9 protein-coding genes are annotated in these 13,677 nt (G+C 53.7%); all 9 read right to left on the bottom strand.

The annotated features are described in order from the left end of the window. Positions 1–44: 44 nt before the first annotated feature. Complete coding sequence (gene rnr / locus ACO6S1_RS17125) at positions 45–2,330, bottom strand: ribonuclease R (RefSeq protein ID WP_422343767.1); 2,286 nt, start codon at positions 2,328–2,330, stop codon at positions 45–47. Then, positions 2,330–3,865 carry a proline--tRNA ligase gene (gene proS / locus ACO6S1_RS17120; RefSeq protein ID WP_422343766.1) on the bottom strand — a complete coding sequence of 512 codons (1,536 nt, stop codon included), beginning with the start codon at positions 3,863–3,865 and terminating at the stop codon, positions 2,330–2,332. The genes rnr and proS overlap by 1 nt, the downstream gene beginning before the upstream one ends. Positions 3,866–3,919: 54 nt before the next feature. Next, entirely contained in the window at positions 3,920–4,552 is a 633-nt protein-coding gene (gene phaR / locus ACO6S1_RS17115) for a polyhydroxyalkanoate synthesis repressor PhaR (RefSeq protein ID WP_422343765.1), read from the bottom strand. Between the two features lie 199 nt (positions 4,553–4,751). Continuing rightward, positions 4,752–5,810 carry an alanine racemase gene (gene alr / locus ACO6S1_RS17110; RefSeq protein WP_422343764.1) on the bottom strand — a complete coding sequence of 353 codons (1,059 nt, stop codon included), beginning with the start codon at positions 5,808–5,810 and terminating at the stop codon, positions 4,752–4,754. A 15-nt stretch (positions 5,811–5,825) separates the two neighbouring features. Beyond that, on the bottom strand, positions 5,826–7,463 hold the full coding sequence (locus ACO6S1_RS17105; RefSeq protein WP_422343763.1) for an MFS transporter: 1,638 nt from the start codon (positions 7,461–7,463) through the stop codon (positions 5,826–5,828). A gap of 25 nt (positions 7,464–7,488) precedes the next feature. After that, positions 7,489–9,462, bottom strand: coding sequence for an acetyl-CoA carboxylase biotin carboxylase subunit (locus tag ACO6S1_RS17100; protein ID WP_422346225.1), 1,974 nt, complete (start codon positions 9,460–9,462; stop codon positions 7,489–7,491). A 145-nt stretch (positions 9,463–9,607) separates the two neighbouring features. Next, positions 9,608–10,711: a biotin synthase BioB gene (gene bioB, locus ACO6S1_RS17095; RefSeq protein WP_422343762.1), complete on the bottom strand. Its 1,104-nt coding sequence runs from the start codon at positions 10,709–10,711 to the stop codon at positions 9,608–9,610. Further along, the gene (scpA, locus tag ACO6S1_RS17090) at positions 10,708–12,846 is read right to left on the bottom strand and encodes a methylmalonyl-CoA mutase (RefSeq protein ID WP_422343761.1); all 2,139 of its coding nucleotides are present in this window, start codon (positions 12,844–12,846) and stop codon (positions 10,708–10,710) included. The genes bioB and scpA overlap by 4 nt, the downstream gene beginning before the upstream one ends. Beyond that, a complete protein-coding gene (locus ACO6S1_RS17085) occupies positions 12,846–13,631 on the bottom strand; it encodes an enoyl-CoA hydratase-related protein (protein WP_422343760.1) in 786 nt (261 codons plus the stop codon). The genes scpA and ACO6S1_RS17085 overlap by 1 nt, the downstream gene beginning before the upstream one ends. Between the last annotated feature and the right edge of the window lie 46 nt (positions 13,632–13,677).

Below are 13,677 nucleotides of genomic sequence, written 5' to 3'. Positions count from 1 at the left end.
CTATCTGCGCCGCTTATAGGTCGTCGTAGCCCTATTCGCTAATATCATCGGCTGCGATGACGAATATTTGCCGGACGACCTTGTTTTCCCTTGCGATGTGCCTTTACCTTAGACTGACTGCGCCCGCGTCGGGGTTCATGGCGACCTGACATGTGATTGGCCCCTTCTGCCAATTCAAAGAGTAAGCTTCCCGTAGCGGCGTTGGCCTCGACTAAACGCAAATCGAGCTTTTGCCCGATATTGTAAGTAACTCCGGTCTCAACGCCTTCCAGTTGTTGCTTTTGTTCGTCATAGTCAAACCGTTCGACACCCAATGTCCGGACAGGAACAAGCCCATCTCCGCCCAATTCTTCAACCGTTGCGAAAAACCCGAAATTCTGGACGCCGGTAATCCGGCATTTGAGCACTTGACCGACATGATCGGACAAATGCGCCGAGATATAACGATCTATGGTTTCCCGCTCGGCCTTCATGGCGCGGCGTTCGAGCTGGCTGATCTTCTCGGAAATCATATCGAGCTTGCCCGCCATATCTTTCGATAGTCCGCTTTGCACCGGAATATTCTCATTCTCGGGCTCAGGTTGCTCCAATTTGCAGCCACTGACCAGAGCGCGATGGACTATCAGGTCTGCATAGCGGCGAATGGGGCTGGTGAAATGCGCATAGCTGCCAAGAGACAGGCCGAAATGGCCCATATTTGTGGCACCGTAATAGGCCTGTGTCTGACTGCGTAATATCTGTTCCATAACCAGCGGCAAAATCTCCGCCTCGCCAACTTGTGAAATCAGACGGTTGAACACGGCGGGCTTGATCACCTGGCCCATGGCAAAGCTAACGTCGAAGCTCTTCAGATAGTCTTTGAGCGCGATCAGTTTTTCGCGTGACGGTGTCTCATGGACACGGTAAATCAAAGGCGACTTCTTGGATTCAAGCATCTTCGCCGCAGCGACATTGGCCGCGATCATGTAATCCTCAACCAGACGATGCGCATCGAGACGCTCACGAACGGCAATTTCAGCAATGCGCCCCTGATCATCCAGAACAACGCGCTTTTCCGGCAGATCGAGGTTTAGCGGCTCACGGCCATCGCGGGCCTTTGAGAGCAGTTTCCAGCAGGTCCAAAGTGGTTCAAGAGCTGCTGCTTTCATCGGATGCTCTAATTTTCCGTCCATCGCAGCCTGTGCATCTTCATAAGCGATGTTGCCGGTCAAACGAACGATTGCGCGCGTGAAACGGGACGAGACCACCTTGCCCTTGGCGTCTATCTTGAGATGACAAGCCAATGCGGCCCGGTCGACATCCTGTTTGAGCGAACAAACATCAGTCGACAGCGCTTCGGGAAGCATGGGAACCACGCGATCCGGAAAATAAACGCTATTGCCGCGCTTATAGGCTTCGCGGTCGAGTTTGCTGCCGCTGCGGACATAGAAGGACACGTCGGCAATCGCGACTATGGCTTTGAATCCGCCAGCGTTATTCTCGTCATCATCGGGCGCTGCCCAGATGGCATCATCATGATCCCGCGCATCAGCCGGGTCGATTGCTACGATAGGTAGATCAGTCAGATCTTCGCGATGTTGCTTGCTGAGCTCCAATTGGGTCGCTTGTTCCGCTTCGTCCAGAACATCAGAGGGAAATACTTGTGGGATTTCATATTTGTGGATCGCAATCAGACTGAAAGATTTCGGTGCAAAAGGATCGCCCAGCACCTCTTTCACCTGCGCTTTGATTTGCGTTCCGCGACCAACTGGCTCTGCGAGAACCAAATTTCCGACTTCCGCTTCACCCAGATCAGAAATGGCTGTGCTGCGCCTGATTTTCCGATCGACAGGTTTCAACCAGAACCGGTCGCGCTCGTCTTTCTCGATTACACCCAACAGCATATCACTGCTTTGGGCGATTTTTTTCATCATGAAGGCGATATGCCCCTGGCCGCGCTCTTCGGTCCGGGCCAATATGCGGTCGCCGACAGCCAGTGCTGCGCGGCGGCCTCTTTCCTTGATCCGCAGACGCGGCGCTGGGGCTTCGGCTTCCCAGCGTTCCGGCATGCCGATGGCTTCATTACCATCAATTTCAACAATTTTGAGCACGGTAACCTTCGGAATACCGCCCATTTTGTGAAAGGCCCGCCCCGGTGTGCTGTCGATCAACCCCTCATCGGCCATATCTTTCAACAGGGCTTTGAGGGTGATTTTATCGGATCCGCGCAATTGAAAGGCTTTGGCGATTTCCCGTTTGCCAGCGGGCTGATCAGAGTTTTCGATAAATTCCAATATCTGTTTGCGCGAAGGAACCTGTCTTGGCTTATGAGATTTGGACGGTTTGGCCATTAATAGGCTTTGCCGATGAGAATCCGCTCAACTGCTGGCTTTCCGGTGAATATACAATTGCCATCCACGGCAGCCGCCTCCTGGGGAACATTGCGGAAGGTCAACTTCAACTTTTTCAATCGCTCCTCGATCTGGTCCAACTCTTCACCCGTGGCTCTACACCACTGCACTTCGAGCCAACCGGGATATTTTTTATTCTCTTTGTAAAATTTCTGAACTTCAGCAAAATCGGTCAAACCGCGCGTAATATTGGAGTCCAGTCTCTGCTTGGCTTCACCATGCAATTTTGACTGGATTTCTTCCAGCAAGGCAGGAACCTGATCCGCAAAAGCATCTTTTGCAAGAATCTGGGAATCCAGTTTGCCATTATCTTTGTAAAGCGCATCTCGGCGAAGTGCCGAAACATTGCTTTCCGCGACATCACGCGGACCGATTTCCAGTATCAGCGGCGCACCTTTTTTGACCCAGGCCCAGCGTTTATTGGATGCCTTGGCTCCGCTCTTGTCCAGTTTTACCCGAACGTTCTCGTCAAAGGCGCGTAATCCGGCGATTTGTTTCGTTAGCGCGGTGCAGAAGTTCAAGACCTCTTCATCTTCCGGTTTGTCGCGCAGCATGGGTATGATCACAACCTGATAGGGCGCAATCAGTGGCGGTACGCGCAGGCCGTCATCGTCGCCGTGGGTCATGATCACGCCGCCGATCAGCCGCGTGGATGTGCCCCAACTCGTCGTATAAGCGAACTGAAACTGCCCCTCTTTATCCTGATATCGGATGTTCTGCGCCTTGGAGAATGTTTGGCCCAAGAAATGGGACGTACCGGCTTGCAATGCTTTGCCATCCTGCATCATGGCTTCAATGGAATAGGTCGCATCAGCACCGGGAAACCGTTCATTTTCCGGTTTTTCACCAGCAACAACCGGCATGGCCAGAACTTCTTCCGAAAAGCTGCGGTACATTTCCAATATATCGAGCGTTTCTTCCATAGCTTCGTCGCGGGTTGCATGGGCGGTGTGCCCTTCCTGCCAGAGAAACTCGCTGGTGCGCAGGAACATCCGTGTGCGCATTTCCCAGCGCACGACATTGGCCCATTGGTTGATCATAACCGGAAGGTCACGCCAGCTTTGCACCCATTTGGAAAATGATGTGCCGATCACGGTTTCCGATGTCGGCCGAACGACCAACGGTTCTTCGAGTTTTGCTTCAGGATCGACAACAAGGCCGTCCTTATCGTCTTTCATCAATCGGTGATGGGTAACGACTGCCATTTCTTTGGCAAAACCGTCCACATGTTCGGCTTCCTTGGCGAAGTAGCTGAGCGGAATGAAGAGTGGAAAATAGCAATTTTCATGGCCGGCCGCCTTGATCCGCTGATCCATCAGAAATTGTACCCGTTCCCAGATACCATAGCCCCAAGGGCGCATGACCATGCAGCCGCGAACACCGGATTCTTCGGCCAAGTCTGCTTCGGATATAAGTTGCTGGTACCAGGCTGAAAAGTCAGCCTCTCTGGTCACGGATAAAGCATTTTTCTTCACGTAGTTGGGTTCCTGTCGGGAAATTTCCAGAAATTCAGAGCGGCAAAAGGCAGTTTAATCGTCGAGACTATCGATCTTCGATTGAATGTCGGCAAGCTGCTGTTTGAGTTGCATGATCTCAAGATCTTTTGCAGACATTTCTTCCTCTTCCGGCTCCGGTTCTGCGTCGTTAGAGGCTGTCTTATCACCCAGTCCTAGTGGGTTTAGCGCCTTTTCAACGACACCCGCCAATGGACTGGATTTCAAAGCATTTTCGATGGCTTCCTGAAACTGTTTCTGATTCTTGACGGCCATCTGCCCCAATGGATTCTTGTTCAACGCACCCTCGACAGCTTCTTGAAACTGTTTCTGGTTTTTGCGGAAATTTTCCATGGATGCTTCTAGATATGAGGGCATCAGGGATTGCATGCTGTTGCCGTACATCGAGATAAGCTGGCGCAGAAAATTAACGGGGAGCATATTTTGCCCGCTACTTTCCTCGTCAACAATGATCTGGGTGAGGACATTATGCGTAATATCATCGCCGGTTTTCGCATCGACCACGACAAAATCAATATCGTTCCGCGTCATCTCAGCGAGAAAATCCAGTGTGATATAATTGGACGTCTGCGTATTGTAGAGCCGCCGATTTGCGTATTTCTTGATCGTGATCGGGCCGTCCGGATCGCCCTTTTTCGTCTTCGCCATGTTATCTCCTGTGAACCATATCGCGTATTTTATGTTTTTGTACGTCGACATGCCTTCAAAATAATGAGGGATCCCAATGGCATTAGACAATATTGTGCATCGCCGCAACCAAAGCCGCTGCAGGAGATGAATATAATGCAACTAGCGCGGAATTTCGCCGGTTAATTCATGTGCGTCTGCGATATGGCAGTTGCTCAGTTTAGACCCAATACCGATCGTAACGCTGGCCAAGTCCGGTGATCAGCTCATATTGGGAAAGCCCGGACTGCTGCGATGCAATCGGCAAATTATATTCCGCCGTCACCCAGTCCGATTCCTTGAGATGGGAAGCGTCAGAAATATCAATCGCGATCAAGTCCATCGACACACGACCAAGAACCGGGAGCTTGGTGTTACCGCTTAAAAACACACCTTCATTGGAGAAGCCGCGCAGATATCCGTCCGCATAGCCCATTGCCAGGATCGCAATCGGATGCGCCCGTTTAGCCGTATATTTTGCGTTATACCCAAGCTTGTCACCAATTTTTAAATCCCGGACCTGCAATATCTGCGTTTCGGGAAAGGCAACTTGCCGGATTGTTTGTTCAAGCTCGGGACGCTGTTTTCCACCATAAAGTGATAAGCCGGGCCGCGTGCAGTCGAAGTGATAGGCGCTGCCCAGAGCTATGCCGGCGCTGTTGCTGAGACTCCGGCGCTGGCCGGGGATATATTCGAGCGCATCGATAAATTGTTGCAATTGACTGGCATTCTGCGGGCCGTCTTCGTCGGCTGATGCCAAGTGACTCATTACGATGTCGATATCCAGACCGCTCCAGTCATATTGCTCGATATCCACTATATTGATCCCGAGCCGGTTCATACCGCTATTGATCATGACATCACATGGGCGACCAGTTTCCTGCCAGCGATGCACCTGCTCGATGCTGTTCAGCACCGGTTTGGCTGCTGAGACGGTGGCAAAGGGCATGTCTTCGGCACGGACACCGTTAAGGACGGAGATACAGCTATCCCCTTCCAGATGACCTTCTAGCTCTCTGGCCTCCTGCCAGTTTGCGACGTAAAAATCGCGGCAGCCTGCTGCCTGCAAGCGCTGCAGCACCTCGATTGATCCGAGGCCATAGGCATTGGCTTTGATGGCTGCACCGGCACTGGCCGAACCGCTCATCCTATCCAACGTTTGCCAGTTGGATACGAGCGCATCTTCATCAAGACGCAGCTTGGCCGTTGCAGGAATTTCGATCGTCTTATCGCTCATCATGCGGCGATAGTCAGTTTAATCCGCTTCGTCGAGTGCTGCTTCCGGATCTCTGGGAATACCCCACCACGCCACGATTACCCCAAAGGCAACCACGACCCAAGTATACCAGAGGCCCGAATAGACATCACCCGAACGCGCTACAATATAGCCTGCAATCAATGGCAGGAAGCCACCAAGATATCCCGCGCCAATATGATAGGGTATCGACATGGAGCTGTAGCGAATTTTTGGCGGGAACATCTCCGCCAGCAGCGCCGCAACCGATCCGTAGGTCAGTGCGCTAAGTGCGCCCAGAACAAGCAATATGGCGACAATGCCCAATATCCGCATGGCTCCAAGCTGTTGTTCCTCAAAATCAAAGCCAGATTCACTCAGTGCGCTGCGAATACCATCCCTACGCGCCGCGCCGTCGCTGAACCAGGTGGCGTCGACTGCGATTTCCTCGCTGCCGGCGAAGAGTTTTAACTCAGGCCCATCGGTCAACGAATAGGCCACGCCAGAGGCGGTAAGGGTCTCCAAGATCTTACCACAGTCGCTTTGCTCGCGATTAAACAATTCCGCAAAGGGATCCGTACTGCAAGCCGTGCCTTCGACACGAACCGGATTGGCCTCCGATGCCGCCGTTAGTCCGGGATTGGCGAGTTGCCCCAAGCCCCAGAAAGTAGGGAAAAGCAATAGCAGCGACAGGATTGCACCGACAATTATCGGCTTTTTCCGCCCCACCCTATCCGACCATTTACCAACCATCAGATAGAAAGACATGGAGATCAGACCGGCAAAAAACAGGATCAGGTCCACCGTCAGGTCGTTAACGTTCATAGGTCCGCGCAAAAAGGACATGCCGGAGAAGAAAGCAGTATACCAGATCGTGGTCAATATGCCGGTGATCCCGAACAGCGCGACGAAAATCCGCTTCTTGTTGCCAGGATAGGAAAAGCTTTCGGTAAAGGGGTTTTTGGAGGTTTTTCCTTCCGCTTTCATCGCCTGGAACACGGGGCTTTCGTTGAGCTTCAGCCGCATCCACAGCGAAATGCCGAGCAATATGATCGAGAGCAGGAACGGTATTCGCCAGCCCCAATCATTAAATTCTTCTGTCGGAATCAGGAAACGGCAAGCCAGCACCACGCCGATAGATAGCACAAAGCCTCCAGCGACGCTGGCCTGGATGTAGCTGGTATAATAGCCGCGTTTCTCCGTCGGAGCATGTTCCGCCACGTAGATGGCCGCGCCGCCATATTCTCCGCCCAGCGCCAGTCCTTGCAATACACGCAGGAAAATAACGATAGCCGGGGCAGCCAGCCCGATGGTTTCGGCGCTAGGGATCAAGCCGACGCCAGCGGTCGCTATGCCCATCAAGGTAACCGTAACCAGAAACGTATATTTGCGCCCTAGTCGATCGCCCAGAAAGCCGAACAAGACAGCGCCTACGGGACGGAAACCAAAACCAATTGCAAAGGTCGCCCAAACCAAAAGGATTTCGAGCGTTTCATTGCCGCTCGGGAAAAAGGTCGGGCCAATGATGTAGAACAGCGTTCCATAAATAAAGAAATCATACCATTCGAAAACCGTCCCTGCGGATGACGCGCCGATGACGAGCCTGATTTCCTTGTCGGTTGGTTCGCGCTGCATTGCAACGCCTGCCTCACTGGCCATATTTGCCCTCCCCAAGGCGTTTTGCTTATTCCAGTTCGAGTATCACTGCATCGACCGCAAGGCTATCCCCTTGTGCTGCCTCAATCGATTTCACGACTGCATTTTTTTCTGCACGCAGAATATTTTCCATTTTCATCGCCTCGACAACCGCAAGAGGCTGGCCTTCCTCGACCTTGTCGCCTTCTTTCACATGCAGCGCCACCAATAGTCCTGGCATTGGGCAAAGCAGATATTTGGATAGATCGGGCGGTATTTTCTCGATCATATGCACGGCATGTTGGGCGATATGAGCCGGCAAGACCCGGGCCTTATGCGTCGCACCATGCGTATTCAGCGCAAAGCCATTAGCGGTTTTGGATATTTTGACGGATAGCGGCTCTTCGCCAATACTCGCCAATATCAGGCTGTCGCCTGGCGTATAGGCAACCGACAGATCCACGTCCTGATCATCGACCAAGATGCCGTCTTCGGAGACAGACACCTTTTGAACGCTATCGCCAATTTTGACTTCCCATTCCGATGGTGGCTGCAAACGCTGTCCCAATTGATTGTCAATCCGGCGCGCACGATCGGCGTGGGCTGTCGCCGCAAAAGCAGCGATGGCAGCCAGATTGCGGAGCAGGTCATCCGACGCCGGTGCGCCCTGAAAGCCGTCGGGATATTCCTCGGCAATGAAATTGGTGGTGATATTGCCTTCGCGGAACCGTTCGTGCTGCATTAGCGCCGACAGAAAATCGATATTGTGACCCGGGCCAATAATCTCGAACCGGTTCAGCGCATCAATCTGGCGATCAATCGCCTCGATGCGGGTTTCGCCATAGGTGATGAGCTTCGCAATCATCGGGTCATAGAAGATCGACACTTCTCCCCCCTCGGCAACGCCATCGTCCACGCGTATGCCTTCCTCGGCTTCTGGCGGATTATATCGCACCAGACGGCCCGTGGATGGCAGGAAATTGCGATAAGGATCTTCTGCATAGACGCGGTTTTCAACCGCCCAACCTGTCAGGGTGACCTCATCCTGCGTCAGCGGCAGCTTCTCTCCATAAGCAACGCGGATCATCTGTTCGACGAGATCAAGGCCGGTAATATATTCGGTCACGGGATGTTCGACCTGAAGCCGGGTGTTCATTTCGAGAAAATAGAAACTCTTGTCCGCACCGACGATGAGTTCGACCGTACCGGCGCTGTGATAATCTACCGCCTTGGACAGAGCGACGGCCTGCTCACCCATTTTCTTGCGCATCTCGGGATCGACAAAGGGCGATGGCGCTTCTTCGACGACTTTCTGGTGGCGCCGCTGGATCGAACATTCGCGTTCGCCGAGATAGATGACATTACCATGTTTGTCGCCAAGCACCTGGATTTCGATATGGCGGGGTTGCTCGATAAATTTCTCGATAAACACACGGTCGTCACCAAAGCTGGCAAGACCTTCGCGCTTGGTCGCTTCAAAGCCCTCGCGGACGTCTTTCTCGTTCCAGGCGAGGCGCATGCCTTTGCCGCCGCCGCCGGCGCTGGCTTTCATCATCACCGGATAGCCAATGCCTCCCGCAATCTCGACCGCATGTTCCGTATCGGCAATTTCACCGATATGCCCCGGAACAACGCTAACTCCGGCCTTTTCGGCCAGTTTTTTGGACTCAATCTTGTCCCCCATGGCCGCGATGGCATTGGGCGGCGGGCCGATAAAGGCGATGTCATTTTCGGCCAATTGCTCGGGAAAGCTTGTCCGTTCGGAGAGAAAACCGTAGCCCGGATGCACGGCTTCTGCGCCCGTTTCCTTGCAGGCCGCGATAATTTTGTCAGCGATCAGATAAGATTCCGCCGCAGGAGATGGCCCAATATGAACCGCCTCGTCCGCCATCCGCACATGCGGTGCGCGCGCATCGGCATCGGAATAGACGGCCACCGTCTTGATACCCATTTTCTGGGCGGTGCGAATGACCCGGCAAGCAATTTCACCGCGGTTTGCGATCAGTATTTTTTTGAACATTATGGCTCCAGCAGGTCGACACCCTGAACTTGTTTACCTTGCGGTGACCTTCGGTTCAGGGTCCATCGTGCAAATTGCAAGAATGGTGCATGTTTAAAAATAGATGCGGAAACAAGTTCAGCATGACGATGATATTTAAAATTCATAACTATTCGGCGGCTTCCATCTGAACGTCTCTGGGTTCCGCTTCCATCGGAACCAACCCCAATTTCTCAAACATCGCCTCATCCGCATCATCACCAGCATTGCCGGTCGTCAGCAATTTGTCTCCGGTAAAGATGCTGTTCGCTCCTGCCATGAAACAAAGCGCCTGTGTGCTCTCCGACATGGATTCTCGGCCAGCGGACAAGCGCACCATCGAGGCAGGCATTGTAATCCGTGCCACCGCAATCGTCCGGACAAACTCGATATCATCGATCTTCGCCAGCGGCGTGTCGGCAAGCATATCGCCAAGCACGGTTCCTTTGACAGGAACCAGCGCATTCACAGGAACGCTCTCGGGATGCTTGGGAAGCGTCGCGAGCGCATGGACAAAACCGACCCGGTCTTCGCGGGTCTCGCCCATGCCGACAATGCCGCCAGAGCAAACATTGATCCCGCTGGTCCTTACATTTTCGAGTGTTTCGAGACGATCGCCAAAAGTCCGCGTTGTGATGACCTTTTCATAATGCTCGGGCGATGTGTCGATATTGTGATTATAATAATCCAGCCCCGCCTCGGCGAGCATATCCGACTGTTTCTTGGTGAGCATGCCCAGCGTCATGCAGGTTTCCATACCCATTTGCCGGACACCTTTTACCATCTCGATAATCGCCGGCATGTCGCGGTCTTTGGGATTGCGCCACGCGGCACCCATGCAGAAACGGGATGAACCGCGATCTTTCGCCTGCGCTGCTGTTTGTAACACCGAACGAACATCGACCAATTTTTCTGCTTTCAGACCGCTTTCGGCATGGGCAGATTGATTACAATAGCTGCAGTCTTCCGGGCATCCGCCCGTCTTGATCGACAGCAATGTGGACAGTTGAACCTGGCCGGGGGTGTGATGCTGCCGGTGGACTGTGGCGGCCTGGAACAGCAGTTCGTCAAAGGGAAGGTTGAACAGGTCGGCAATTTCCTCGCGCGACCAGTCTTGACGGACTTCGTATCCCTGCGCAGGCAGGGATCCATCTCTTGCCGTTGCATTACGTGAAGATGTTGGGAGATGGGCACCTGCCTGCGCAGGTGCACTGGTGTTTTCGTCTAAATTCATTCAGCGGCTTCCTCGGTCTCGGGTGGCATATTATGGCCCAACAGGCGCAATATATCCGCGGCACATTCCACAATATTGCTCCCCGGTCCATAGATTCCGACAACACCCGATTTACGGAGGAATTCATAGTCTTGTGGCGGGATGACACCGCCTGCAAAAACCTTGATATCGCTGCGCCCGGAATCCCGCAGCATTTGGATCAGCTCCGGGATGAGGGTTTTGTGACCAGCGGCGAGACTGGACGCGCCTACGGCATCCACATTTTCTGACAGTGCCAGATCGCGGGTCTCGCCCGGTGTCTGGAACAAGGGTCCGGAAATCACATCAAAGCCCATATCTGTAAACGCACTCGAAACGACATTGGCGCCACGGTCATGACCATCCTGCCCCATTTTGGCGACAAGGATTTTTGGTTTGCGGCCGAGCCGTTGTGAAACAGCATCCACACCGTCGACAACCAGTGCATATTGCGGATCGCCTTCATAGGCCGCCCCGTAAATGCCTTTCACCGGTGTCGGTTTGGTTGCGTACCGGCCAAAGGCCGCTTCCATCGCATCCGATATTTCGCCCAAAGAAGCGCGTTTGCGCGCAGCATCAACCGCAAGAGCCAGCATATTGCCATTGGCCTTGGCGCCTTCGGTAATGGCTTTTAGCGCAGCCTGACAGGCATCTTCGTCCCGTTCTTTGCGCATCTTGTCGAGCCGCGCGATCTGCCCCTGCCGTACCTTAGCGTTATCGATATCCAGCGTTTCCAGCTGGTCTTCGTCTTCCAGAACATATTTGTTCACGCCGACAATGACATCATCACCCTTGTCGACCCGCGCCTGACGACCAGCAGCGGCTTCCTCAATCATGCCTTTGGGCCAACCATCAGCAACCGCTTTGGCCATGCCGCCTTCGGCGTCGACCCGTTCAATAATCTCCCACGCCTTTTCAACCAGTTCATCGGTCAGCGCTTCGACATAATAGCTGCCACCCAGCGGATCGACGACCTTGGTGATACCGGCCTCTTCCTGCAAAACAATCTGTGTATTGCGGGCAATGCGGGCGGAAAAGTCAGTCGGTAGCGCAATCGCCTCATCCAGCGCGTTGGTGTGGAGTGACTGCGTACCACCCAATGTTGCGGCCATGGCCTCTATGGTTGTCCGGATGACGTTGTTGTAAGGATCCTGCTCGGTCAGCGAAACGCCCGATGTCTGGCAATGGGTACGCAGCATCTTGGAACGTTCCGATTGCGCGCCCAGATTGGTCATGACGCGGTGCCACAAGGTCCTGGCTGCCCGCAACTTGGCCACTTCCATGAAAAAGTTCATGCCGATGCCGAAGAAGAAACTCAGGCGGCCTGCAAATGCGTCAATGTCGAGCCCCGTCGCCATGGCTTGCTTGGCATATTCCCGGCCATCGGCAATGGTGAAGGCCAGTTCCTGCACCGCTGTCGCGCCCGCTTCATGCATATGATAGCCGCTGATCGAAATGCTGTTGAATTTCGGCATATGCTCGGACGTATAGGCGATAATATCCGAGATGATCCGCATGGAAGGCGCAGGCGGATAGATATAGGTGTTGCGAACCATAAACTCTTTAAGGATATCATTCTGAATCGTGCCGGCGAGTTGATCTTGCGAGACCCCCTGCTCTTCTGCTGCAACAATGTAGAAAGCCAGACACGGGATAACCGCGCCATTCATCGTCATCGAAACCGACATGGTGTCGAGCGGAATACCATCGAACAGGATTTTCATATCCTCGATGCTGTCAATCGCCACACCAGCCTTGCCGACATCGCCGACTACGCGGGGATGGTCACTGTCATAACCCCGATGGGTCGCAAGATCGAAAGCAACCGACAGGCCTTTCTGCCCCGCCGCCAAATTGCGACGATAGAAGGCGTTGGATTCTTCGGCTGTTGAGAAGCCTGCATATTGACGGATTGTCCAGGGACGCCCCGCATACATGCTGGCCTTCACACCACGCGTGAACGGCCCAAAGCCGGGAAGTCCCGGGTCACCCGCATCGTCCGCTGTATAAAGCGGTTTGACAGCAATGCCTTCCGGCGTTTCCCAAGTCAGATCACGCCCTTTGACTTCTTTGTCAGCCAGCGCTTTCCAGTCTTCTATCGTCGGTTTATCGGTCATTATTCGCCCTTAAATTCGGCTTTCCGTTTTTGCAGAAAGGATATCGCACCCTCGCGTGCATCTTTGCTGTCACCGGCCAGTCGCTGGCCTTCGGCTTCCTTGAGCAGAGCCGAACTATAGTCGCTTTCGAGCGCCGCGGCCAGATTTTGACGCATGACGCCCAAGGCGACTGTTGGTCCATTGGCCAGACGCTTTGCCAAGGCGTTGGCTTCATCCATCAAAGCGGCATCGTCCACGCATTTATAGATTAATCCCCAATCTGCGGCTTTTTCGCCGGGAATTTTTTCGCCAAGCATCATCATCTCGGTGGCCCGCGCCTTGCCGACCAAACGGGTGAGCATCCAGCTCGCCCCGCCATCGGGCACCAGACCAATATTGACGAAGGCTTGCAAGAAATAGGCGGACTTTCCGGCAATCGCAAAATCACTTGCCAGCGCGATAGAACAACCCACGCCTGCCGCTGGACCGTTGACTGCGGTAATCGTCGGAATATTCAGCTTGGCGAGTTTCAGCATCAACGGGTTATAATGTTTGTTCAGCGCCGCATATGAGCCCTGCCCACCTGACAAGGCGCTATCACCGCCTTTGGCTTGAAGATCGGCACCTGCACAAAAGGCACGGCCTTCACCGGTGATGATGACCGCGCGTGCATCTTCCAGCTTGTCGAGCGCCAGATAGATGTCGTCCGCCATGTCCAGGGAGCAAGCGTTGAGGCGGCTAGGCTGGTTCAGCGTGATCGTTGCCACCTGATTGGCAATGGCCAGTTTGATATTCTCGAATTCCATATGTTGTCCCTTTGAGTGGCGTCAAACCGGTTGGTTCCGGATCGAC

The sequence above is a fragment of the Parasphingorhabdus sp. genome (genome assembly GCF_965233695.1).
GTDB lineage: Bacteria > Pseudomonadota > Alphaproteobacteria > Sphingomonadales > Sphingomonadaceae > Parasphingorhabdus.
Note: the sequence above shows the minus strand (reverse complement) of the source record. Positions and strands in the feature narration are given on the sequence as shown.

Coding starts and splice junctions, on each gene's coding strand:
- rnr (WP_422343767.1), bottom strand. CDS start 2,330: ATGGCCAAACCGTCCAAATCTCATAAGCCAAGACAGGTTCCTTCGCGC.
- phaR (WP_422343765.1), bottom strand. CDS start 4,552: ATGGCGAAGACGAAAAAGGGCGATCCGGACGGCCCGATCACGATCAAG.
- alr (WP_422343764.1), bottom strand. CDS start 5,810: ATGATGAGCGATAAGACGATCGAAATTCCTGCAACGGCCAAGCTGCGT.
- ACO6S1_RS17105 (WP_422343763.1), bottom strand. CDS start 7,463: ATGGCCAGTGAGGCAGGCGTTGCAATGCAGCGCGAACCAACCGACAAG.
- bioB (WP_422343762.1), bottom strand. CDS start 10,711: ATGAATTTAGACGAAAACACCAGTGCACCTGCGCAGGCAGGTGCCCAT.
- scpA (WP_422343761.1), bottom strand. CDS start 12,846: ATGACCGATAAACCGACGATAGAAGACTGGAAAGCGCTGGCTGACAAA.
- ACO6S1_RS17085 (WP_422343760.1), bottom strand. CDS start 13,631: ATGGAATTCGAGAATATCAAACTGGCCATTGCCAATCAGGTGGCAACG.